The 22890-nt window shown below is 70.2% G+C and carries 17 protein-coding genes; 11 read left to right on the top strand and 6 right to left on the bottom strand.

Annotated features, from left to right (window positions below; genetic code table 11):
• Positions 1–31 precede the first annotated feature (31 nt).
• Positions 32–946: a hypothetical protein gene (locus ACZ3ZE_RS02210; RefSeq protein WP_467257037.1), complete on the top strand. Its 915-nt coding sequence runs from the start codon at positions 32–34 to the stop codon at positions 944–946.
• An 18-nt stretch (positions 947–964) separates the two neighbouring features.
• On the opposite strand, the gene ACZ3ZE_RS02205 is transcribed toward ACZ3ZE_RS02210, so the two are convergent.
• Positions 965–1420, bottom strand: a complete 456-nt coding sequence (locus ACZ3ZE_RS02205; RefSeq protein ID WP_467257035.1) for an NUDIX hydrolase — start codon at positions 1418–1420, stop codon at positions 965–967.
• A gap of 30 nt (positions 1421–1450) precedes the next feature.
• On the opposite strand from ACZ3ZE_RS02205, the gene ACZ3ZE_RS02200 reads away from it, so the two are divergent.
• Together ACZ3ZE_RS02200 and ACZ3ZE_RS02195 are read left to right on the top strand one after the other, a co-directional pair.
• Entirely contained in the window at positions 1451–2230 is a 780-nt protein-coding gene (locus ACZ3ZE_RS02200) for a GntR family transcriptional regulator (protein WP_467257497.1), read from the top strand.
• A gap of 612 nt (positions 2231–2842) precedes the next feature.
• Positions 2843–4063 (top strand): RNA-guided endonuclease InsQ/TnpB family protein, encoded by a 1221-nt coding sequence (locus ACZ3ZE_RS02195; protein WP_467257033.1) that lies wholly within the window; start codon positions 2843–2845, stop codon positions 4061–4063.
• 38 nt (positions 4064–4101) lie between these two features.
• Here the strand turns inward: ACZ3ZE_RS02195 and ACZ3ZE_RS02190 are convergent, their stop codons facing one another.
• A complete protein-coding gene (locus ACZ3ZE_RS02190; RefSeq protein WP_467257031.1) occupies positions 4102–5019 on the bottom strand; it encodes a phosphatase PAP2 family protein in 918 nt (305 codons plus the stop codon).
• Positions 5020–5106: 87 nt separating this feature from the next.
• Positions 5107–6129, bottom strand: coding sequence for a LacI family DNA-binding transcriptional regulator (locus ACZ3ZE_RS02185; protein WP_361163824.1), 1023 nt, complete (start codon positions 6127–6129; stop codon positions 5107–5109).
• A gap of 328 nt (positions 6130–6457) precedes the next feature.
• On the opposite strand from ACZ3ZE_RS02185, the gene ACZ3ZE_RS02180 reads away from it, so the two are divergent.
• The 7 genes from ACZ3ZE_RS02180 to pulA all read left to right on the top strand — a co-directional run bounded on the left by ACZ3ZE_RS02180 (position 6458) and on the right by pulA (position 19724).
• Positions 6458–7735: an extracellular solute-binding protein gene (locus tag ACZ3ZE_RS02180; RefSeq protein ID WP_361163826.1), complete on the top strand. Its 1278-nt coding sequence runs from the start codon at positions 6458–6460 to the stop codon at positions 7733–7735.
• Positions 7736–7766: 31 nt separating this feature from the next.
• Positions 7767–8780 carry a carbohydrate ABC transporter permease gene (locus tag ACZ3ZE_RS02175; protein WP_361163828.1) on the top strand — a complete coding sequence of 338 codons (1014 nt, stop codon included), beginning with the start codon at positions 7767–7769 and terminating at the stop codon, positions 8778–8780.
• Entirely contained in the window at positions 8777–9673 is an 897-nt protein-coding gene (locus tag ACZ3ZE_RS02170) for a sugar ABC transporter permease (RefSeq protein WP_442305429.1), read from the top strand. The genes ACZ3ZE_RS02175 and ACZ3ZE_RS02170 overlap by 4 nt, the downstream gene beginning before the upstream one ends.
• Positions 9674–9759: 86 nt before the next feature.
• Entirely contained in the window at positions 9760–11439 is a 1680-nt protein-coding gene (locus ACZ3ZE_RS02165; protein WP_361163830.1) for a glycoside hydrolase family 13 protein, read from the top strand.
• Positions 11427–12521, top strand: coding sequence for a LacI family DNA-binding transcriptional regulator (locus ACZ3ZE_RS02160; RefSeq protein ID WP_361163832.1), 1095 nt, complete (start codon positions 11427–11429; stop codon positions 12519–12521). The genes ACZ3ZE_RS02165 and ACZ3ZE_RS02160 overlap by 13 nt, the downstream gene beginning before the upstream one ends.
• A 149-nt stretch (positions 12522–12670) precedes the next feature.
• Positions 12671–14356, top strand: a complete 1686-nt coding sequence (locus ACZ3ZE_RS02155) for a carbohydrate-binding module family 20 domain-containing protein (RefSeq protein ID WP_467257030.1) — start codon at positions 12671–12673, stop codon at positions 14354–14356.
• Positions 14357–14423: 67 nt separating this feature from the next.
• Positions 14424–19724 (top strand): pullulanase-type alpha-1,6-glucosidase, encoded by a 5301-nt coding sequence (gene pulA / locus ACZ3ZE_RS02150; RefSeq protein WP_467257028.1) that lies wholly within the window; start codon positions 14424–14426, stop codon positions 19722–19724.
• Between the two features lie 48 nt (positions 19725–19772).
• On the opposite strand, the gene ACZ3ZE_RS02145 is transcribed toward pulA, so the two are convergent.
• On the bottom strand, positions 19773–20489 hold the full coding sequence (locus ACZ3ZE_RS02145) for a TetR/AcrR family transcriptional regulator (RefSeq protein WP_361163838.1): 717 nt from the start codon (positions 20487–20489) through the stop codon (positions 19773–19775).
• 38 nt (positions 20490–20527) lie between these two features.
• Between ACZ3ZE_RS02145 and ACZ3ZE_RS02140 the strand changes: the two genes are divergently transcribed.
• Complete coding sequence (locus tag ACZ3ZE_RS02140; RefSeq protein WP_361163840.1) at positions 20528–20866, top strand: hypothetical protein; 339 nt, start codon at positions 20528–20530, stop codon at positions 20864–20866.
• A gap of 27 nt (positions 20867–20893) precedes the next feature.
• Here the strand turns inward: ACZ3ZE_RS02140 and ACZ3ZE_RS02135 are convergent, their stop codons facing one another.
• Both ACZ3ZE_RS02135 and ACZ3ZE_RS02130 read right to left on the bottom strand, forming a co-directional pair.
• On the bottom strand, positions 20894–21955 hold the full coding sequence (locus ACZ3ZE_RS02135; RefSeq protein WP_467257026.1) for a PDR/VanB family oxidoreductase: 1062 nt from the start codon (positions 21953–21955) through the stop codon (positions 20894–20896).
• Positions 21955–22842 carry a metal-dependent hydrolase gene (locus ACZ3ZE_RS02130; RefSeq protein WP_361163844.1) on the bottom strand — a complete coding sequence of 296 codons (888 nt, stop codon included), beginning with the start codon at positions 22840–22842 and terminating at the stop codon, positions 21955–21957. Before ACZ3ZE_RS02130 ends, ACZ3ZE_RS02135 begins: the two co-directional genes overlap by 1 nt.
• Positions 22843–22890 lie beyond the last annotated feature (48 nt).

Below are 22890 nucleotides of genomic sequence, written 5' to 3'. Positions count from 1 at the left end.
TCAGGGTCGCAGTCTCAGCTGGCCGGGCAGCATGGAGGCATCGACCATGTCGCATTCACGTCACCGCACCTTGGCTGCTGAGCGGTCCTCGTTCACTGGGGAGAGTCACGCCGCCGCCGCGTTGGGCACCACGCGTTACGGGGGCCTGGGGCTGGATTCTGCATTTCCGGCGCAGCGACGGCTCAGAGCGCTACTGGCCCTCGCTGTGCTCAACTGTGGTTCCCGCGCCGCCTGGCTCTCGGAATCCTGCCTTTACGAACTGAGCCTGTACAGCTTCCTGGTTTCTCCTCGCCGAGATGATCTGGTTCTGATCTCGCACGCCGCCGACAACATCGCCAACCGGCTGCTTCCGGGAGAACACAAGGCCGACGTGCTCTGCCTGCCGGGAATGCGACTGCTCGACGACCCGGATGACGCTGTCCGGCTGATTCACCTTCCGACTGGTGCACGCGTCACCACCACCACCCGCAACACTGGCACGGGGGGCGGAAGCTCGTACAACGCGCACTCATGGAGGCGCGCGGACCAACCGATCACGCCGTGGGAAGAGGAAGTCCTTGACGCCCTCCCGCCCATGACGCCCGACGCCGAGATGCTGCTCGGAGCCCTCACTTCACGACTCTGGCTCAAGGACCCGCTCGGATCCTGGGCGATCGGAGGATGGTTCAACCCTCCTCCAAACCGTGATCGCGGCTCGGTGCGCTCACGAGGACACTCGCGTCGCCTCGATGGCAGTGGCGATTCCTGGGAACTGGAGTGGACGTCGTACCCGTACCCGGAGGACCTCCTGGCAGCTTTCACTCATCCGCGAGCAGGGCTGCAAGGCGTCTGTGTCATTCCGGATGGTGGGAGGCTCCATTTGGCGTACGGAACAGCTCGACTGACGCTTGTCCCCTGCCAGGCGCAGCGGATTTCCAGCGTCGGCACATCGCGCATTTGGCGCTGATCGGGAAGACGCCAGGGCTCACCGCACGTGGCGCAGTCGCCTGCCGTCATGGCTGCGCACGTGCGGACCTCCGCTGTCGATCGCGTCGAGCAGGCGGATCGCGTAGACCTCGCTCATGCACTGCTCGATCTCGGCGGGAGTGAGCCAGCCGACCGCCGTGGACTCGGCCGATGTACGCTCGCTGCCACCGGAGGGCTTGCAGCGGAAGACCAGGGCGACGATCCCCCGAGTGGTGTTCTTGTAGACACCGGTCAGTTCGTCGACCTCGACAAGGATGCCGGTCTCTTCCCAGACCTCGCGGACGACGCCCTCCTCCGGGGACTCGGTGAGTTCGAGCACTCCGCCGGGTGGTTCCCACGCCCCGTTGTCCGCCCGTCGGATCGCGAGGAGGCGGCCGTCTTCCCGTACGACCGCTCCAGCCACGGACACGGAGTGCAGCGGCGTTGACCCGGGTTCCTGGGGGCTGTTACTCATGTGCAGGAGCTTAGGAGAGTGAGAAGGATCGTGGGAACGCCCGCAGGTGCCGGCCGGGCCGTGCCGAGGTACGTGCAGATCGCTGACGAGATCGTGCAACAGATCCGCGCAGGCCTGCTGAAGGCCGGTGACATGGTGCCGAGTGAATCCGAACTCGTGGAGCGGTACGGAGTTTCCGGCGGGACGATTCGCAAGGCGATGGTGGAGGTCCGTTCGAGCGGCCTGGTCTCCACACGCCATGGCAAGGGCTCGTTCGTGAAGGACCGGCCGCCGGTGAAGTCGCGGTCGTCGGATCGATTCAGGGCATCGCACCGGCGGGGTGGCCGAGCCGCGTACCTGGCCGAGTCGGAGCAGGCCGGGGCGACGGCGAAGGTGAGTGTGCTGTTCGTAGGCCCACTGGCAGTGCCGACGGAGATCGCCGAGCGACTTGGGGTGGACGTCGGGAGCCAGGTACTGGCCCGGCGACGGTTGTACTTCCGAAACGGCGTTCCGGTCGAGGTGGCGACGTCGTATCTCCCGTGGGACGTGGTGAGAGACATCCCTGAGCTGTTCGCCGAGAATCCCGGACCAGGCGGCATCTATGCCCGGCTGGAGGATGCGGGCCATGTCTTCGCCGAGTTCGTCGAAACGCTCCATGCGCGGTCGGCGGCGAGGGCTGAGGCCTCCGAGCTCGCCCTGAGTCCTGGGGCGCCTGTCATTCACCTCGTGCGGGAAGCGGTCACGAGAAAGGGGCGGGTGGTCGAGGTCTGCGACACCCTCATGGCCGCCGATCAATTCGTTTTGAGCTACCGCATTCCTGCGGCTGACTGAACGACGCCGCAAGTCAGCTCGGTCCGCCGCACGTTCACCCTCACGGTGGGTTGACTCACAGGAGTGGTGCAGGCACTCTGCGAGAGAGCACTCATATACATGAGTGAAGGACCTGGTTGTCTGGAGAGGAGTTCGTTTCATGCCTCGTCAGGGCGTCGAAACTCAAGAGCAGCGGGTACGCATGACCTTGCGTGTCTCCAGGGATTCCGGACGAACATGGGGACCGTTCACCACCGTCTCCGAGGGCACCGCCTTTGATCCCCTCGCGAGCCCCGGTCGCTATCCCGCCTGCGCCTGCCCCCGCTGTCGTCGGTCGAGGTGTTCGGAGTCCCTGCGGTTGCCCCTTGGCTTACTTGACGCCGCCGTGAGGCAGCTCCGCGAGCCGGCGCTCGACCGGACGGTGTACTGCTCCCTGGATGAACACGGCTGTGGCCACCACTTCGCAGTTCTCGACTCCCTGGACGTCGGCTCGGCCCTCTGGGCTCGCTGGGCCGGGGCGGAGGCAGACCTGATCGAACTCCGCGACTGCACCGCGAGAGGGCGTCCTCCTGAGCGTGAGGCCTGCGCTCTCTTCGCCCATCACCCCGGCCCTCACGCTCACAGCTGATCGTGATGACGGCAGTCGAAGAAGCCGGATACGCGCGGTACACCTATCGCCTGCGGATCTCCTCCACTGCCGGTGAGCGGCTGCTCGCCGAGTGGGACCGATGCCGGTGGATCTGGAACGAGTGCGTGGCCAAGTCGAAGCAGGTCCACGCCTGGAACGAGGCAAGGACGGCGGGGGATGCGAAGCGTACTTGCGGCCCGGCTCAGCTGAGTCGGATGCTCACTGAGGCACGTGCCGGGATGCCGTGGCTACGGGAAGGCTCGTCGGTTCCGCAGCAGCAGGTGGTCAGGGACTTCGGCACTTCGCGGGCGAAGGCTCAGAAGGACATCAGGGACCGACTGCCCGTGTCTCGGCGGTCAGGGATGCCGAGGTGGAAGAAGAAGCGGGACACGCGGCCGAGCCTGAACTACACGCGACGGGGCTTTCGAGTCCAGGGCGGACGTCTGCATCTCGCGGGCGGCATCGTGCTGACAGTGGTGTGGTCGCGAAATCTTCCGGCGGACCCGTCCAGCGTCCGGGTCCACCAGGACAGCGTCGGACACTGGCACGCGACATTCGTCGTCCGGGTCACGGTGAGTCCGTTGCCGGAAACCGGTGCGGTGATCGGCATCGACTGGGGTGTGAAGGAGACCGCGACCACCACCAGCGACGCCCATGACCTGCCTCATGCCGCGTACGGAAGGAAGGCCGAGGAGGGGCTTGCCCGATACCAGCGGATGATGGCCCGGCGGAGGCCGGGAAAGGGCCAGGCGGGGTCAAAGGGCTACCGGCGGGCGAAGCGGCAGGTCGCGAAGTCATACGGGAAAGTGGCCCGGCAACGACAGGACGCGGCGCGCAAGTGGGCCAAGCGTGTCGTCCGCGATCACGACGCCATCGCCGTCGAAGACTTCAAGCCGAAGTTTCTGGCGAGGACCACGATGGCCCGAAAGGCCGCGGACGCCGCTATCGGTGCCACCAAGAAGGCCCTGATCGAGATGGGGCGCAAGCACGGTAGGGCTGTGTATCTGGTCCACCCCGCGTACACGACGATGGACTGCGCGCAGTGCGGAGCGAGAGCCAAGCACGCACTGCCGCTGGGAATGCGCACGTACACGTGCGCCGCGTGTGGAGCGGTGTCCCCGAGAGACAAGAATTCCGCTCGTGTGATGCTCGTCCGGGCAGGTCTGAACCCGGCTGGTGTTGATCGCGGAAGTCCGGGTGGGACGCCGTCCCACCCGGCAGCGTGAGCCAGGAATCCCGCCCCCTCACGGGTGGCAGGGAGCAGTCAATTTCCGGAGCTGACGGGCGGCCGGGGCCGGCCCGCCTCGACGGCGTCCGCGCCCTCGTCCGCCGTGCGCGGCGGGCCGCCCTGGGCGACCGGGGCGGCCGGCTCCACCAGCCGGGGCAGCTTGTGCGGGCGGGAGCCGTACCAGAGGTACGAGATGCCGAAGCCGAAGGCCAGGCAGAGCATGCCGCCGACCGCGTCCATCCAGAAGTGGTTGGCGGTGGCCACGATGACGACCAGGGTCGCCGTCGGGTAGAGCAGGCCGAGGATCCGCGCCCAGGGCGCCTTGGCCAGCAGAAAGATGGTCACACCGCACCACAGCGACCAGCCGATGTGCATCGACGGCATCGCCGCGTACTGGTTCGACATGTGCTTGAGGTTGCCCGAGGCCATCGAGCCCCAGGTGTGGTGCACGAGCACGGTGTCGACGAAGTTCTGGCCGTTCATCAGCCGCGGCGGCGCGAGCGGGTACAGGTAGTAACCGACGAGGGCCACACCGGTGGTGGCGAACAGGACCGTGCGGAACGCCGCGTAACGGCCCGGCTGCCATCGGTACAGCCACACGAGCACACCGATGGTCACGATGAAGTGCAGGGTGGCGTAGTAGTAGTTCATCGAGACGATCAGCCAGGTCACCGAGTTCACGGCCTGGTTGACGGTGTGCTCGAAGGCGAGCCCGAGGGAGTGCTCGGCCTGCCAGATCCAGTCGGCGTTCTTCAGCGCCTGGGCCTTCTGCTCCGGCACCGCGTTGCGGATGAGGGAGTAGGTCCAGTAGCTGATCGCGATGAGCGCGATCTCGAACCAGATCGTGGGGCGCCGAGGCGTGCGGGCACGCAGGCGCGCGAATCTGCCGTCGGCCACGATGGGTGACGACGGGGTCGTCCGGTTTTCCAAACTCTTCACGGTCGTTTCACCCATAGGAGGAGAGTCTGCCAGATCCCTTTCCTCCGACCGATCATCCCTCGGTCGGGTTCGGAGCGCACCCGCTCCGTCTCAGGGCTGACCTCAGCCCCTTAGGGGAGCCGAGGCCGTTGAACCGCGAACGACCAGTTCGGGCATGAAGACGAACTCGCTGTGCGGGGCCGGCGTACCGCCGACCTCCTCCAGGAGTGCCCGGACCGCCGCCTGGCCCATCGCCTGCACGGGCTGGCGGATGGTGGTCAGCGGCGGATCGGTGAAGGCTATGAGCGGGGAGTCGTCGAAGCCGACCACCGACACGTCCTTCGGCACCTCGAAGCCCTGCTGCCGCGCGGCCCGGATCGCGCCGAGCGCCATCATGTCGCTGGCGCAGACGATCGCGGTGCACCCCTTGGAGAGGAGCGCGGCGGCCGCGGCCTGCCCGCCCTCCAGCGTGTACAGCGAGTGCTGGATGAGCTCCTCGGATTCCTCGGGGGTGAGCCCGAAGCGTTCCTGCATGCCCTTGCGGAAGCCCTCGATCTTGCGCAGCACCGGTACGAAACGCTTGGGCCCGACGGCGAGACCGATCCGGGTGTGCCCCAGCGCGGCCAGGTGCGTCACCGCCAGGACCATCGCGGCCCGGTCGTCGGGGGAGACGAAGGGGGCCTGCACCTTGGGGGAGAAGCCGTTGATGAGGACGTACGGGACGCCCTTGCCGCGCAGCTGGTCGTAGCGGGTGGTGTCGGCCGTGGTGTCGGCGTGCAGCCCGGAGACGAAGATGATGCCGGACACCCCGCGCTCCACCAGCATGTCGGTGAGCTCGTCCTCCGTGGACCCGCCGGGGGTCTGGGTGGCGAGCACCGGGGTGTAGCCCTGGCGGGTGAGGGCCTGCCCGATGACCTGCGCGAGCGCGGGGAAGATCGGGTTGTCCAGTTCGGGGGTTATGAGGCCGACCAGTCCCGCGCTGCGCTGGCGCAGGCGTACGGGACGCTCGTAGCCGAGCACGTCGAGTGCGGCGAGAACGGATTCACGGGTGGCCGCGGCCACACCGGGCTTGCCGTTGAGCACGCGGCTGACTGTGGCTTCACTGACCCCCGCCTGGGCTGCGATGTCGGCGAGCCGCGCGGTCATGGGAGTGGACTGTACCGGTCGCCCGTCGGATTGCCCACCGAGCGCGGATTCCGGCCGCCGACGTTCGGTTGCCGTGGAGCTGTCAGCCGGTTTTCGCAAGTTCTTGCAAGAGGGGAAGGGGTGTCGGGGCTGTCAAGCGGCCCGTCGGCAACCTTCAGGACACGCGGATGTAACGATCGGCGGGTCTTGCAGAAAGTTCCCGCAAGCTCTTTCGGCGCGTTTTCATCCCTGTTACGTTCCTGGCAACCCGGGGCGCCGCGAGGGAGCGGTCGCATGAGGAAGTTGTTCGAGACCCTCGTCCAATCCGGGATCAGTTGAAGGAGTTCACATGCGGCGTGGCATAGCGGCCACCGCGCTGGTCGCGGCCCTGGGTGTGTCCCTGGCGGCGTGCGGAAGCGGCGACGGTTCCACCGGCGGCGGCTCGAAGAGCTCGGGTGAGCTGTCCGGCACCGTCACCTGGTGGGACACCTCCACCGTCGGTTCCGAGGACAAGGTCTTCAAGAAGATCGCCGAGGACTTCACGAAGAAGCACCCCAAGGTCACGGTCAAGTACGTGAACGTGCCCTTCGGCGACGCCCAGAACAAGTTCAAGAACGCCGCGCAGTCCGGCTCCGGCGCCCCCGACGTGATCCGCTCCGAGGTCGCCTGGACCCCGGACTTCGCGAACCTCGGCTACCTCGCCCCGCTGGACGGCACCGCCGCCCTGAAGGACCAGGACGACTTCCTCAAGCAGGCCGCCGCGTCCACCAAGTACAACGGCAAGACCTACGCGGTGCCGCAGGTCATCGACTCCATGGGCATCTTCTACAACAAGAAGATCTTCAAGGACGCCGGCGTCGAGGTCCCCAAGAACATCGACGAGCTGAAGTCCGTCTCCGCCAAGATCAAGCAGAAGACCGGCAAGACCGGCCTCTACCTGCGCGGCGACGACGCCTACTGGTTCCTCTCCTTCCTGTACGGCGAGGGCGGCGACATGGTCAACGCCGACACCAAGACCGTCACGATCGACAACGCGGCCGGCGTCAAGGCCTTCAAGACCGTCAAGGACCTCGTCGACTCGGGCGCCGCCAAGACCGACGCCACCGACGGCTGGAACAACATGCAGACGGCCTTCAAGGACGGCAAGGTCGCCATGATGATCAACGGCCCCTGGGCCGTCACCGACACCTACGCCGGCAAGGAGTTCGCCGACAAGGCCAACCTGGGCATCGCCCCGGTCCCGGCCGGCTCCGGCGGCCAGGGTGCCCCGCAGGGCGGCCACAACCTCGCCGTCTACGCGGGCTCCAAGAACCTGGACGCCTCCTACGCCTTCGTCGACTACATGAGCTCGCCCGAGGTGCAGACCCAGGTCGCCAAGGAGCTGAGCCTGCTCCCCACCCGTACCTCGGTCTACGGCAAGTCCGACGTGGCGATGAACGAGATGATCACGTTCTTCAAGCCGGTCGTCGACAAGGCCGTCGAGCGCCCGTGGATCCCCGAGGGCGGCAGCCTCTTCGCCCCGCTGGTCACCGAGTACACCAAGGTCCTCACCAACCAGACCACCCCGGAGCAGGGAGCCAAGACGGCGGGCGAGTCCTACCGCAAGCTCCTGAAGGACTGGAAGTAACAAGGAAGCGGGAAGGAAGGCAGACCGGCTGATGGCTGTGGACACCAGCAGCCAGTCGGTGGCGAAGGCCGCGGGCGAGAACGTCGCCCGCGGCCGGAGCCGCGGAACTGGCAACCGGCAGCGAGCGGTGAAGCGTTCGCTCTCCACTCACTGGTACGCCTGGGCGATGGTCGCCCCGGTGGTGATCGTGATCGGCGTGATCATCGGCTATCCGCTGGTCCGCGGCATCTGGCTGTCGCTCACGGACGCCAACGAGCGCAACGTCGAGCGCTCCATCGGCGTCAACCACATCCCCGCGACCTACGAGTTCGTGGGCGTGGACAACTACGTCGACGCGCTCACCGGGAGCCAGTTCCTCTCCACCCTGGGCTGGACCCTGGTGTGGACGGTCTCCTGCGTCTCCGTGACCTTCGCCCTCGGCCTCGGTCTCGCCAACCTGCTCAACCGCAGGATCGCCGGCCGCTCCGCCTACCGGATGCTGCTGATCCTGCCCTGGGCCGTGCCCGGCTTCGTCTCCGTCTTCGCCTGGCGCTTCCTCTACAACGAGGACAACGGTCTGCTCAACAAGGTCCTCGCCGGCGGCGGCATCGACGCCGTCCCGTGGCTCAACGACCCCAGCTGGGCCAAGTTCTCGGTCATCGCCGTCAACGTCTGGCTCGGCGTCCCCTTCATGATGGTCGCCCTGCTCGGCGGGCTCCAGTCCATCCCCGGCGAGCTCTACGAGGCCGCCGAGATGGACGGCGCGAACGCCCTCCAGCGCTTCCGGCACATCACCCTGCCCGGGCTGCGCTCGGTGTCCACGACGGTGATCCTGCTCTCCACCATCTGGACCTTCAACATGTTCCCGGTGATCTTCCTGCTCACCCGGGGCGGACCCGGCGAGGCCACCCAGATCCTGGTGACCCAGGCCTACAAGTTCTCCTTCGAGATCAGCCCGCGCGACTACGCCCAGTCCTCCACGTGGGGCGTGCTGATCCTGATCCTCCTGATGGTCTTCGCCGCGGTCTACCGGCGAGTCCTCCGCAAGCAGGGAGAAGTCTGGTGACCACGACCACCCCCGCCCCCGCCGTGAAGGCCCCGGCCGCCCCGGCGCCCGCGGCCAACGCCCCCCGCCGCGGCCGCCGTTCGCCGCTCAGCTCGGCCGGGCTGCACCTCGCCCTGATCACGGCCTCCGTGATCGCGGTCTTCCCGGTGCTGTGGGTGCTGCTGACCTCGCTCAAGCCGGCGAAGTTCGCGACCAGCACCGACTTCTTCAAAGAGACGACGTTCGAGAACTACACGAACCTGCTGAGCGACACCCCGTTCCTCACCTGGTTCGGCAACTCGCTGCTCGTCGCCGCCCTCACCACGGTGCTCGGCGTCTTCGTCTCGTCCACCACCGGCTACGCCGTCAGCCGCTTCCGCTTCCCCGGGAAGCGCGGACTGATGTGGACGCTGCTCATCACCCAGATGTTCCCGGTCGCCGTCCTCATCGTGCCGATCTACAACATCATGGCCTCGATGGGCCTGCTCAACAGCCCGGCCGGCCTGGTCATCACCTATCTGACGATCGCCGTGCCGTTCTGCGCCTGGATGATGAAGGGCTTCTTCGACACCATCCCGCGCGAGATCGACGAGTCGGGGTACGTCGACGGCCTCAGCCCCTTCGGGACCTTCTGGCGGCTGATCCTGCCGCTCGCCAAGCCGGGCATCGCGGTCACCGCCTTCTACTCCTTCATCACCGCCTGGAGCGAGGTCGCCTACGCCTCCGCGTTCATGGTCGGCGACGAGAACCTGACGCTCGCCGGCGGACTGCAGAAGTTCGTCAACCAGTACGGCGCCCAGTGGGGCCCGATGTCCGCGGCCTCCGTGCTCATCGCCGTCCCGGCCGCCCTGGTGTTCCTCTTCGCCCAGCGCCACCTGGTGACCGGCATGTCCGCCGGTGCCGTCAAGGGCTGAGCCGCACACCGGCGCCGCACCCCGCGCCGGGGCCCGCACCCGTGCCCGAACCCGTGTCCGTAATCTCCTTACGACTCAAGGAAGACATGACCCAGCACCTCGCCACTCCCGCCGCCGCCGCTCCGACCACCGGCACGCACTCGGGCTGGTGGAGAGACGCGGTGATCTACCAGGTCTATCCGCGCAGCTTCGCCGACGGCAACGGCGACGGCATGGGCGACCTGGAGGGCGTTCGCAGCCGGCTGCCGTACCTGAAGGAGCTCGGCGTCGACGCCGTCTGGCTCTCCCCGTTCTACGCCTCCCCGCAGGCCGACGCCGGATACGACGTCGCCGACTACCGGGCCATCGACCCCATGTTCGGCACCCTCCTCGACGCCGACGCCCTCATCCGCGAGGCCCACGACCTGGGCCTGCGGATCATCGTCGACCTCGTGCCCAACCACTCCTCCGACCAGCACGAGTGGTTCCAGCGCGCCCTGCGCGAGGGCCCCGGCTCCCCGCTGCGCGAGCGCTACCACTTCCGCTCCGGCAAGGGCGAGAACGGCGAACTCCCGCCCAACGACTGGGAGTCCATCTTCGGCGGCCCCGCCTGGACCCGCACACAGAACCCCGACGGCACCCCCGGCGACTGGTACCTCCACCTCTTCGCGCCCGAGCAGCCCGACTTCGACTGGGACCACCCGGCCGTCCGCGACGAGTTCCGCTCGATCCTGCGCTTCTGGCTCGACATGGGCGTCGACGGCTTCCGCGTCGACGTCGCCCACGGCCTGGTCAAGGCCGCGGGCCTGCCCGACATCGGCAGCCACGACCAGCTGAAGCTGCTCGGCAACGACGTCATGCCCTTCTTCGACCAGGACGGCGTCCACGAGATCTACCGCTCCTGGCGCACCGTGCTCTCCGAGTACGACGGCGAGCGCGTCCTCGTCGCCGAGGCGTGGACCCCGACCGTCGAGCGCACCGCGAACTACGTGCGCCCCGACGAGATGCACCAGGCCTTCAACTTCCAGTACCTGGGTACCTCCTGGGACGCGGCCGAGCTGCGCCAGGTCATCGACGCCTCCCTCTCCGCCATGGAGCCCGTCGGCGCCCCCACCACCTGGGTGCTGTCCAACCACGACGTCACCCGGCACGCCACCCGCTTCGCCAACCCGCCGGGCCTCGGCACCCAGCTGCGCACCCCCGGCGACCGCGCGCTCGGCCTGCGCCGGGCCCGCGCCGCGACGCTGCTGATGCTGGCGCTGCCCGGCTCCGCCTACGTCTACCAGGGCGAGGAGCTCGGCCTGCCGGACGTCACCGACCTGCCCGACGAGGTCCGCCAGGACCCGTCGTTCTTCCGGGCCACCGGCCAGGACGGCTTCCGCGACGGCTGCCGGGTGCCGATCCCGTGGACCGTCGAGGGCTCCTCGTACGGCTTCGGGGCCGGCGGCTCCTGGCTGCCGCAGCCCGCCACCTGGGGCGGGCTCAGCGTCCAGGCGCAGACCGGCGACCCCGCCTCCACCCTGGAGCTGTACCGCGACGCGCTCGCCCTGCGCCGCGCCCAGCCCGGACTCGGCGCGGGCGAACCCCACAACGGCCTTGAGTGGCTGACGGCGCCCGAGGGCGTCCTGGCCTTCCGCCGCGACGGGTTCGTCTGCACCGCCAACACCACCGGCCGGGCCATCTCCGTCCCGCTGCCCGGCCGGTTCCTCCTCTCCAACGAGCCCGTCTCCCACGGCGAGGGCGTGGTGGAGCTGCCCGCCGACACCACCGTCTGGTGGGCGGTGTGACGATCCCTCCGCCGCGGGGCGCCGGTCACGGCGCCCCGCGGCTCGCGGACATCGCGGCCCAGTCCGGGGTGAGCGAGGCCACCGTCAGCCGGGTCCTCAACGGCAAGGCGGGGGTGGCCGGCGCGACCCGGCACAAGGTGCTCGCCGCGCTGGACGTGCTGGGCTACGAGCGTCCCGTACGGCTCCGACGGCGCAGCGCGGGCCTGATCGGCCTGGTCGTGCCCGAGCTGACCAACCCCATCTTCCCGGCCTTCGCGCAGGTCGTGGAGCAGGTCCTCGCCGGGCACGGCTACACGCCGGTGCTCTGCACCCAGATGCCGGGCGGGGCCACCGAGGACGAGCTGGTCGAGCAGCTGGTGGAGCGCGGGGTGGCGGGCATCGTCTTCCTGTCCGGGCTGCACGCGGACGCCACCGCCGACCCGGCCCGCTACACGCGGCTGGCCGCCCGGGGCGTGCCGTTCGTCCTCATCAACGGCTTCAACGAGCACATCGACGCCAACTTCGTCTCGCCCGACGACCGGGCCGCGGCCCGGATGGCCGTACGGCACCTCGTCGAACTCGGCCATGAGCGCATCGGGCTCGCCATCGGGCCGACCCGCTACGTGCCCTCGCGGCGCAAGGCGGAGGGCTTCGCGGCCGAGCTGCGCGAGCAGCTGGGCATCGAGCGGGCCGAGGCCGAACGCTTCGTACGGCCCACGCTGTTCGGCGTGGAGGGCGGGCACGCCGCCGCCGACCTGCTGCTGGCGGAGGGGTGCACGGGCATCGTGTGCGGCTCGGACCTGATGGCCCTCGGGGTGGTCAGGGCGGCCCGCGCCCGGGGCCTCGACGTGCCCCACGACGTGTCCGTGGTGGGCTTCGACGACTCCCCGCTGATCGCGTTCACCGACCCGCCGCTGACCACCGTGCGCCAGCCGGTGCGGGCGATGGCGACGGCGGCGGTCGGCGCGCTCCTGGAGGAGATCGAGGGAAACCCGGTCATGGGGGAACCTCCCAGCGGTAGCTGGGGGAGGACGGAGTTCGTGTTCCAGCCCGAGCTGGTCGTGCGCGGCTCGACCGCGCAGGCGCCCCAGCCGGTCGCGTAACTCCTTGCGCAATCCCTTGCGTTGCGGTGGCCGGAAGGGTTGACCGCACGTCTGTACGCCCCTACGGTCGCGGCTGAAAACAGTTGCTGTCATTTTCGGCAACTTCTTGCGAACAGCTCTTGCGACAGGGACGTCGTACAGGAGGAAACATGGCAAGAAAGACCGTGGCCGCTGCGCTCGCCCTCGTGGCGGGTGCCGCGGCGGCCGTCACGGGAACCCCGGTGGCGCAGGCCGCCGCCCCCGGGGTCAAGGACGTCACCGCGGTGATGTTCGAGTGGAACTTCGCCTCGGTGGCCAAGGCCTGCACCGACCAGCTGGGCCCCGCGGGCTACGGCTACGTGCAGGTCTCCCCGCCCCAGGAACGCATCCAGGGCTCCGCCTGGTGGACCGCCTACCAGCCGGTCAGCTACAAGATCGCCGGCCCGCTCGGCGACCGCACCGCCTTCAAGAGCATGGTCGACACCTGCCACGCCGCCGGGGTGAAGGTCGTCGCCGACTCCGTCGTCAACCACATGGCGAACTCCTCCGGCACCGGGACCGGCGGCACGGCGTTCTCCAAGTACGCCTACCCGGGCCTGTACTCCGGCTCCGACATGGACGACTGCCGCGCCACGATCTCGAACTACCAGGACCGCGCCAACGTCCAGAACTGCGAACTCGTCGGCCTGCCCGACCTGGACACCGGCGAGGACTGGGTCCGCGGCAAGATCGCCGGATACCTCGACGACCTGCTCTCGCTCGGCGTCGACGGCTTCCGCATCGACGCCGCCAAGCACATGCCGGCCGCCGACCTCGCCAACATCAAGTCACGGCTGACGAATCCTTCCGTCTACTGGAAGCAGGAGGCCATCTACGGCGCCGGCGAGGCCGTCTCGCCCAGCGAGTACCTCGGCAACGGCGACGTCCAGGAGTTCCGCTACGCCCGCGACCTCAAGCGGGTCTTCCAGGGCGAGAAGCTCTCCTACCTGAAGAACTTCGGCGAGGCCTGGGGCTATATGCCCTCCGGCCAGTCCGCCGTCTTCGTCGACAACCACGACACCGAGCGCGGCGGCGACACCCTCAACTACAAGAACGGCGCCGACTACACCCTCGCCTCCGTCTTCATGCTGGCCTGGCCCTACGGCTCCCCGGACGTCCACTCCGGCTACGAGTGGACCGACAAGGACGCCGGCGCCCCCAACGGGCACCAGGTCACCGCCTGTTACAGCAACGGCTGGAAGTGTCAGCACGCCTGGCGCGAGATAGCCTCCATGGTCGCCTTCCGCAACACCGCCCGCGGACAGGCCGTCACCGATTGGTGGGACAACGGCAACAACGCGATCGCGTTCGGCCGCGGCACCAAGGCCTACGTGGCGATCAACCACGAGAGCTCCGCCCTCACCCGCACCTTCCAGACCTCCCTGCCCGCCGGCTCCTACTGCGACGTGCAGTCCGGCACGGCGGTGAGCGTCAACTCCTCCGGCCAGTTCACCGCCACACTCGGCGCGAACACCGCACTCGCCCTGCACGCCGGAGCCACCGCCTGCGGCACGCAGCCCGTCACGGCCGGCGCCGCCTTCAACGTCAACGCCACCACGGCCGTCGGCCAGGACATCTACGTCACCGGCAACCGCCCCGAGCTCGGCAACTGGGCCCCCGCCGCCGCCCTCAAGCTGGACCCGGCCGCGTACCCCGTCTGGAAGCTGGCCGTCACCCTGCCCGCCGGCACCGCCTTCGAGTACAAGTACGTCCGCAAGGACGCCGCCGGAAACGTCACCTGGGAGTCCGGCGCCAACCGCGCCGCGACCGTCCCCGCCTCCGGCCAGACCGTCCTGAACGACACCTTCCGCAACTGACGCCCCAGCGTCCCAGGGCCGCCCCACCCGGGGCGGCCCCTCTTCCCGTACCCCTGGGAGCACCCTCGTGACACGCAAGAGAACGGCGGCCGTCGTGGCCGCCGCCCTGTGCGCGGCCCTCGTGCCCGTCCTGCCCGCGGCCGCCGCGCCGCGCCCGCCCGCCCCGCCCTCCGACCGGGCGCTGGCCGCCACCCCGGCCCGCCACGACCTGACCCGCGAGCAGTTCTACTTCGTGCTCCCGGACCGGTTCGCCAACGGCGACCCCTCCAACGACCGCGGCGGACTCACCGGCAGCCGCGAGCGGACCGGCTTCGACCCCACTGACAAGGGCTTCTACCAGGGCGGCGACCTCAAGGGCCTCACCCAGCGGCTCGACTACATCAGGGGCCTGGGCACCACCGCCATCTGGATGGCGCCCATCTTCAAGAACCGGCCCGTCCAGGGCACCGGCAAGGACGCCAGCGCCGGCTACCACGGGTACTGGATCACCGACTTCACCCAGGTCGACCCGCACTTCGGCACCAACGAGGACCTGAAGCGCCTCATCGCCGCCGCCCACGCCAAGGGCATGAAGGTCTTCTTCGACGTCATCACCAACCACACCGCCGACACCGTCGACTACGCCGAGAAGAAGTACGGCTACCGCCCCAAGGGCGCCTACCCCTACCTCGACAAGGACGGACGCCCCTTCGACGACCGCACCGCCGTCGGGAAGACCGACACCGACTCCTTCCCGTACACCCCGGTCGTCCCGCCCGCCGACCGCGCGGCCAAGGTCCCGGCCTGGCTCAACGACCCGGCGATGTACCACAACCGCGGCGACTCCACCTGGGCCGGGGAGTCCGCCGAGTACGGCGACTTCGTCGGCCTCGACGACCTGTGGACCGAACGCCCCGAGGTCGTCGAGGGCATGAAGAGGATCTACGAGACCTGGGTCCGCGACTTCGACATCGACGGCTTCCGCATCGACACCGTCAAACACGTCGACCTCGACTTCTGGACCCAGTGGGCCACCGCCCTCGACGCCTACGCCAAGAAGCACGGCCGCGAGGACTTCTTCATGTTCGGCGAGGTCTACTCCGCCGACACCACCGTCACCGCGCCCTACGTCACCCGCGGCCGGCTCGACGCCACCCTCGACTTCCCCTTCCAGGACGCCGCCCGCGCCTACGCCTCCCAGGGCGCCGGCGCCGACCGGCTCGCCAAGGTCTTCGCCGAGGACTACCGCTACACCACCGACAAGGCCAACGCCTACGAGCAGGTCACCTTCCTCGGCAACCACGACATGGGCCGCATCGGCACCTTCCTCAAGCAGGACCACCCCGACGCGACCGACGCCGAACTCCTCCAGCGGGCCCGCCTCGCCAACGAGCTGATGTTCCTCGGCCGCGGCAACCCGGTGATCTACTACGGCGACGAGCAGGGCTTCACCGGAGCCGGCGGCGACAAGGACGCCCGCCAGACCCTCTTCGCCTCGCGGACCACCGACTACCTCGACGACGACCAGCTCGGCACCGACCGCACCCACGCCTCCGACGCGTACGACACCGGGCACCCGATCTACCGGTCCATCGCCGCGCTCTCCCGCCTCACCCAGGCCCACCCCGCCCTGCGCGACGGCGTCCAGCAGGAGCGGTACGCCGAGGGCTCCGTCTACGCCTTCTCCCGCACCGACCCGAAGGCGCGGACCGAGTACCTCGTCGCCACCAACAGCGCCACCACGGCCAGGACCGTGACCGTGCCCGCCGACTCCACGGCCTTCCACCTCCTGTACGGGGGCCAGGGCGCCGTCACCGCCGAGAACGGCAAGGTCACCGTCACCGTCCCCGCCCTGTCCTCCCTCGTCCTGAAGGCGGACCGGCCGCTGCCCGCCCCCGCGACCGCCCCGGCCGTCACGCTCAAGGCCCCCGCCACCGGCGCCACCGGCACCGTCGAACTCACCGCCGACGTCACCGGCGGCGCCCTGAACCGGGTCGTGTTCGCCGCCCAGGTCGGCGACGGGCGCTGGCAGACCCTCGGCACCGCCGACCACGCCCCCTACAAGGTCACCCAGCAGGTGACCGCCCCCGCCGGCACCGCCCTGCGCTACAAGGCCGTCGCCGTCGACTCCGCCGGCCGCACCGCGAGCGCCCTCGCCGCCTCCACGGCCGGGCAGACCCCGGCGCCCGAGAAGCCCGTCGCCGTCGACCGCACCTACGCCGTCGTGCACTACCAGCGCCCGGACGGCGCCTACGACGGCTGGACGCTGAAGGCCGCCGGACAGGAGGCCGCGTTCACCGGCCGCGACGCCCACGGCGCCTTCGCCTGGGTCCGCGTCCCCGAAGGCGCCGCCACCCTCCCGTACACCGTCGAGAAGGCCGGCACCGCCGACGGCCCGCAGCGGAGCATCAGCCTCGCCCGCACCGGCGAGGTCTGGATCACGCAGGGCTCCGACACCCAGTCCGACACCGCCCCCGCCACCCCGCCCCAGGACAAGACCAAGGCCGTCGTCCACTACCAGCGCGCCGACGGCGCCTACGACGGCTGGGGCCTGCACACCTGGACCGGCGCCGCCCAGCCCACCGACTGGTCCAAGCCGCTCCTGCCGGCCCGCTTCGACGCGTACGGCGCGGTCTACGAGGTCCCGCTCACCGACGGCGCGAGCTCCCTCTCGTACATCCTCCACAAGGGCGACCAGAAGGACCTGCCCACCGACCAGTCCCTCGACCTCGCCACCTACGGCAACGAGGTCTGGCTGCTCGCCGGCCAGCCGAAGTACCTGCTGCCGCAGACCGGCGGCACCCCCGACCTGGACCTCGCCAAGGCCGAGGCCCAGTGGATCGACCGCACCACCGTCGTCTGGAAGGTCAAGGCGACCGACGCCACCAGCCAGCAGCTCGTGTACGCCCCCGAGGGCGGCATCACCGTCACCGACGGCGCCCTCAGCGCCGAGGGCCGATGGCTCCGGCTGAACCCGGGCGCGCTCACCGACGCCCAGAAGGCCCGCTTCCCGCACCTCAAGGACTACCCGGCCTTCACCGTCGACCCGCGCGACGCCGACCGCGTCCGCGCCTCCCTGCGCGGCCAGCTCATCGCCACCCAGCGGGCCGCCAACGGCGCCCTGCTCGCCGCCACCGGCGTCCAGACCGCCGGCGTCCTCGACGACCTGTACGCACCGGCCGCGACGAAGGCCGCCCTCGGACCGGTCTTCCGGGCCGGCCGCCCCACCCTCTCCGTCTGGGCCCCCACCGCCCAGTCCGTCGCCCTCGAACTCGACGGCCGGAGCGTCCCCATGCGCCGCGACGACGCGAGCGGCGTCTGGTCCGTCACCGGCCCGCGGACCTGGACCGGCAAACCGTACCGGTACGCCGTGAAGGTCTGGGCCCCCAGCGTCCAGCGGCTCGTCGTCAACCAGGTCACCGACCCCTACTCGACCGCCCTCACCACCGACTCCGCCCGCAGCCTCGTCGTCGACCTCACCGCCCCGGCCCTCGCCCCCCAGGGCTGGCGGCAGCTGAGGAAGCCGGCCGCCGTGCCGCTGCGCGACGCCCGCATCCAGGAACTCCACATCCGCGACTACTCCGTCGCCGACACCACCGTCCCCGCCGCGCACCGCGGCACCTACCTCGCCTTCGGCGACACCGGCAGCCAGGGCGCCCGGCACCTCAAGGACCTCGCCGCCGCCGGCACCAACTACGTCCACCTCCTCCCGGCCTTCGACATCGGCACCATCCCCGAGAAGAAGTCCGCCCAGACCACGCCCGCCTGCGACCTGAAGGTCTACGCCCCCGACTCCGAGGAACAGCAGGCCTGCGTCGCCGCCGCCGCGGCCCGGGACGCCTACAACTGGGGCTACGACCCGCTGCACTACACCGTGCCGGAAGGCTCGTACGCCACCGACCCCGAAGGCACCCGCCGCACCGTCGAGTTCCGGCAGATGGTCCAGGCGCTCAACGGCGAGGGCCTGCGCACCGTCATGGACGTCGTCTACAACCACACCGTCGCCGCCGGACAGTCCGACAAGTCCGTCCTCGACCGCATCGTGCCCGGCTACTACCAGCGCCTCCAGGCCGACGGCAGCGTCGCCACCTCCACCTGCTGCGCCAACACCGCGCCCGAGAACGCGATGATGGGCAAGCTGGTCGTCGACTCCGTCGTCACCTGGGCCAAGGACTACAAGGTCGACGGCTTCCGCTTCGACCTCATGGGCCACCACCCCAAGGCCAACATCCTCGCCGTCCGCAAGGCCCTCGACGCGCTGACCGTCGCCAAGGACGGCGTGGACGGCAAGGCGATCGTCCTCTACGGCGAGGGATGGAACTTCGGCGAGATCGCCGACGACGCCCGCTTCGTCCAGGCCACCCAGAAGAACATGGCCGGCACCGGAGTCGCGACCTTCTCCGACCGGGCCCGCGACGCCGTCCGCGGCGGCGGCCCCTTCGACGAGGACCCCGGCGTCCAGGGCTTCGCCAGCGGCCTCTACACCGACCCCAACCCGTCCGCCGCCAACGGCACCCCCGCCGAGCAGAAGGCCCGCCTCCTGCACTACCAGGACCTGATCAAGGTGGGCCTGACCGGCAACCTGGCCGCCTACTCCTTCACCGACACCGCCGGACGTACGGTCAAGGGCTCCGAGGTCGACTACAACGGCGCCCCGGCCGGCTACGCCGCCACCCCCGGCGACGCCCTCGCCTACGCCGACGCCCACGACAACGAGACCCTGTACGACGCCCTCGCCTTCAAGCTGCCGGCCGGCACCTCCGCGGCCGACCGGGCCCGCATGCAGGTCCTCGCCCTGGCGACCACCGCGCTCTCCCAGGGCCCGTCGCTCGCCCAGGCGGGCACCGACCTGCTCCGCTCCAAGTCCCTCGACCGCAACTCCTTCGACAGCGGCGACTGGTTCAACGCGATCCACTGGGACTGCCGCGACGGCAACGGCTTCGGCCGGGGCCTCCCGCCGGCCGCCGACAACAAGGCGAAGTGGGCGTACGGCAAGCCGCTCCTGACCCGGCCGGCCCTGACCCCCGGCTGCGCCGAGATCCCCGGCGCCTCCGCCGCCTACCGCGACCTGCTCCGCATCCGCACCACCGAGCCCGCCTTCTCCCTCGACTCGGCCGCGCGCGTCCAGGACACCCTGTCCTTCCCGCTCTCGGGCCGCGACGAGACCCCGGGCGTGATCACCATGCGCCTGGGCGACCTGGTCGTCGTCTTCAACGCGACCCCGCGGGGGCAGCGGCAGACCGTCGGCGACCTGGCCGGGCGGGCCTACCGGCTGCACCCGGTCCAGGCGGACGGGGCCGACGCGGGGGTGAAGGCCGCCGCGTACGAACGCGACTCGGGCACCTTCACCGTCCCGGCCCGCACGGTGGCCGTCTTCACCACCGGCTGACCCGCGCGCGAAGGCCCACCGTCGCCGGGACGGTGGGCCTCCGCCCCGCTACGACAGGCGCTGGTCCGGCACCCGGGGCGGCGCCAGTGCGATCAGCCGCCCCACCAGCTCGCCGAACGGCCCGTCCGCCGGCTCGTCGGCGAGGATCCGGACCAGGATCGCCGCCATGTCCTCGTCGTACGCGGCGCTCACCGCCGCCAGCGCCGCGAAGTCGTGCACGAGCTGCCGTTCCAGCTCCGCGCGCGGCACCCGGCGCCCGTCCAGCCACAGCAGCGCCGTCGACTCGGCGAGCGACACCCAGGAGCGGACGACCAGTTCGAGCCGCGCGGAGGGGCCGGTCACCTCCAGATGGGCCAGGATCTGCTCGTACGCGGCCTGCCGCACCTCGTCGATCATCGCGTGGGCGGTGGAGGACCCGACGGCGGGACCGCCCCGCATCAGGGCGGCGAAACCCGGGCCGTGGTCGTCGACGAAGTCGAAGAAGCGCCCCATCACCCGCAGCAGCCGCGCGCCCAGCGGACCTTCCGGCGCCTCCACGAACCGCCCGGCCAGGTCGTCGGCGGCCCGCCGCAGCGCCGCCTCGTACAGCGACTGCTTGCCGGGGAAGTAGTGGTAGACCAGCGGCCGTGAGATGCCCGCGGCGGCGGCGATCTCGTCGATCGAGACGTCGTCGGGGGAGCGGTGGCTGAACAGTTCGAGGGCCACCCCGATCAGTTGCTGCTTGCGCTCCTCGACGCCCATCCTGCGGCGTACCCCGGTCGTCATGCGAACAGCCTAACGGGAGTCCGTTACGCTCCCGCCACATGAGCGCTTCTGAGCAGGACACCCCGGACACCGTGGCGGAGCTTGACGAGCCCGGTGAGCCCGGCGACCCGGACGAGGCCGCGGGCCTCACCCCGAAGCAGGCGCGGCTGCTGCGGGTCGTCGCCGGTTCGGTCCTGCTCGTCGTGACGGGCGCGGTGCTGGCGGTCCGCCTGGCGAACCACACCTCCGTCCTCGTCGTCGGCGTGTACGGGCTCGCCATGATCCTGTGCGGGGTCGTCATCGAACTCTCCCGCAACGGGCGCACGCGGCTGGCCACTTGGCTGCTGACAGGCGGCCTGCTCACCGCGTTCGCCCTGGACTGGCTGGTCCTTCCCTGACGCCCGGCGGGCGGGTGAGCTGACGGACTACAGGTCCAGGACCAGTCGTTCGCCCGCGCACCGTGACACGCAGATCAGCATCGAGTCGGCCCGCTCGGCGTCGGTGAGCAGCTCGTCCCGGTGGTCGACCTCGCCCTCCAGGACCCCCTGCCGGCAGGTCCCGCAGAACCCCTGCTGACAGGAGTAGAGGACTCCGGGCACGGCCTCGCGGACCGCGGAGAGCACCGACTGGTCGGCCGCCACGGTCAACGTGCGCCCGGAGCGCCGGAGTTCGACCTCGAAGGGCGCTCCGCCCTCGGTCCGCGCGGCGGAGAAGCGTTCCAGGGTGGGGACCCGTCCTTCGGGCAGCGCGGCGCCCACCGCGTCCATGAGCCCCTCGGGCCCGCAGCAGTAGACGGCGGTCTCGGCGGGCAGCCCGCCGAGGAAGGAGAGGTCGGGGACCCCGCTCTCGTGCTCGGTGACCACGGTCGTCCGGCCGCGCCCCAGCTTCTCCACCTCGTACACGTACGGCATGGTGGCGCGGTGGCGCCCGCAGTACAGCAGCCGCCAGTCCGCCCCGGCCGCCTCGGCGGCGCGCACCATGGGCAGGATCGGGGTGATCCCGATGCCGCCGGCGACGAAGACGTACGAGGGGGCCGGGGCCAACGGGAAGCGGTTGCGCGGCCCCCGGATCTCGATCTCGGTGCCGACGTGCAGTTGTTCGTGGACCTCGCGGGAGCCGCCCCGGCCGCCCTGTTCGGCCTCGATCAGCCGGGTGGCGATCGTGAAGACGTCCCGCTCGGCGGGGTCGCCGCAGAGCGAGTACTGGCGCACGGTGCCGGAGGGCAGGACGAGGTCGATGTGCGCGCCCGGCTGCCAGGCGGGCAGTCCGCTGCCCTCCAGGCGCAGTTGGACGACGCCGGCGGCGGGTTCGCGGCGCTCGGCGACGAGGACGCGCAGGGTGACGGTCGAGCCGCGCCCGCGGCCGGAGACCGGTTCGTCGAGCGCGGGCATGGGCCAGAGCGGCGAGGCGTCGATCCGGCGCCGCAGGGCCCGCTTGGCGAGCAGCGCGGCCCCGGCGAGCAGGACGACGGTACGCGGTCGGGGCATCAGTGACGGCCTCCGTTGGCGCCGGGGGAGTTCGCCAGGTAGGCGGCGGCCTGCGCGGTGCTGCCCTCCTGGGTGGGGTGGTAGCTCCGGCTCAGGTAGCGGGGGATGGAGCGCAGCATGGCGGGCGTGGAGGGCAGGACGCCCTCGCGGCCCTTGCGGACGAACTGGCCCACGCTCGGCTTGGCGTCGAGCACGCTGGGGTCGTTCTCCATGAAGAAGCGCACCCCGCGCTGCCAGAGGAAGGCGAGCGCGGAGAACGCCGCCGCCCAGGTGCGGGCGCGCCGCCGGTAGCCGCCGTCCAGGTGCAGGAAGAGCTCGAAGGCGACCGAGCGGTGCTCGACCTCCTCGGCGCCGTGCCAGCGCAGCAGGTCCAGCATGACGGGGTCGGCCCCGACCCGGTCCAGCTCCTCGGCGTTGAGCACCCAGTTGCCGAGGAAGGCGGTGTAGTGCTCGATGGCGGCGATCAGCGCGACCCGCTCCATCAGCCACCAGCGGCGCGGCCGGCCCGGCGGCAGGGTCCGGTCGCCGAGCAGCTTCTCGAAGAACCAGTCGACCTGCGCGGTGTACGGGGTGGGGTCGAGCCCCAGTCGCTTGAGGTGCGGCAGCACGTCGTCGTGGGCCTGGGAGTGGACGGCCTCCTGCCCGATGAAGCCGATGACGTCCGCACGCAGCCGGTCGTCGGTGATGTACGGGAGGACCTGCTTGTAGACGTGCACGAACCAGCGCTCACCGGCCGGGAGCAGCAGGTGCAGCACGTTGATGGTGTGGGTGGTGAACGGGTCGCCGGGAACCCAGTGCAGCGGGGTCTCCTCCCAGTCGAAGGAGACCTTGCGGGCCTTGAGCTCGATGTGTTCCGACGCCACCGGTGCAGGCTGCGTATTAGACATGGCGTCAATGTACTGAGGGGTAGGCGCGAGGACCAGGGGTCGCGCACG

The sequence above is a fragment of the Streptomyces sp. NPDC023157 genome (assembly GCF_055560575.1).
The sequence above is the reverse complement of the archived record's forward strand: the minus strand, read 5'-3'. Positions and strand labels throughout refer to the sequence as shown.

Coding starts and splice junctions, on each gene's coding strand:
- ACZ3ZE_RS02180 (WP_361163826.1), top strand. CDS start 6,458: ATGCGGCGTGGCATAGCGGCCACCGCGCTGGTCGCGGCCCTGGGTGTG.
- ACZ3ZE_RS02165 (WP_361163830.1), top strand. CDS start 9,760: ATGACCCAGCACCTCGCCACTCCCGCCGCCGCCGCTCCGACCACCGGC.
- ACZ3ZE_RS02130 (WP_361163844.1), bottom strand. CDS start 22,842: ATGTCTAATACGCAGCCTGCACCGGTGGCGTCGGAACACATCGAGCTC.
- ACZ3ZE_RS02190 (WP_467257031.1), bottom strand. CDS start 5,019: ATGGGTGAAACGACCGTGAAGAGTTTGGAAAACCGGACGACCCCGTCG.
- ACZ3ZE_RS02135 (WP_467257026.1), bottom strand. CDS start 21,955: ATGCCCCGACCGCGTACCGTCGTCCTGCTCGCCGGGGCCGCGCTGCTC.
- ACZ3ZE_RS02205 (WP_467257035.1), bottom strand. CDS start 1,420: ATGAGTAACAGCCCCCAGGAACCCGGGTCAACGCCGCTGCACTCCGTG.
- ACZ3ZE_RS02185 (WP_361163824.1), bottom strand. CDS start 6,129: ATGACCGCGCGGCTCGCCGACATCGCAGCCCAGGCGGGGGTCAGTGAA.
- ACZ3ZE_RS02175 (WP_361163828.1), top strand. CDS start 7,767: ATGGCTGTGGACACCAGCAGCCAGTCGGTGGCGAAGGCCGCGGGCGAG.
- ACZ3ZE_RS02210 (WP_467257037.1), top strand. CDS start 32: ATGGAGGCATCGACCATGTCGCATTCACGTCACCGCACCTTGGCTGCT.
- ACZ3ZE_RS02140 (WP_361163840.1), top strand. CDS start 20,528: ATGAGCGCTTCTGAGCAGGACACCCCGGACACCGTGGCGGAGCTTGAC.
- ACZ3ZE_RS02195 (WP_467257033.1), top strand. CDS start 2,843: ATGACGGCAGTCGAAGAAGCCGGATACGCGCGGTACACCTATCGCCTG.
- ACZ3ZE_RS02145 (WP_361163838.1), bottom strand. CDS start 20,489: ATGACGACCGGGGTACGCCGCAGGATGGGCGTCGAGGAGCGCAAGCAG.
- ACZ3ZE_RS02155 (WP_467257030.1), top strand. CDS start 12,671: ATGGCAAGAAAGACCGTGGCCGCTGCGCTCGCCCTCGTGGCGGGTGCC.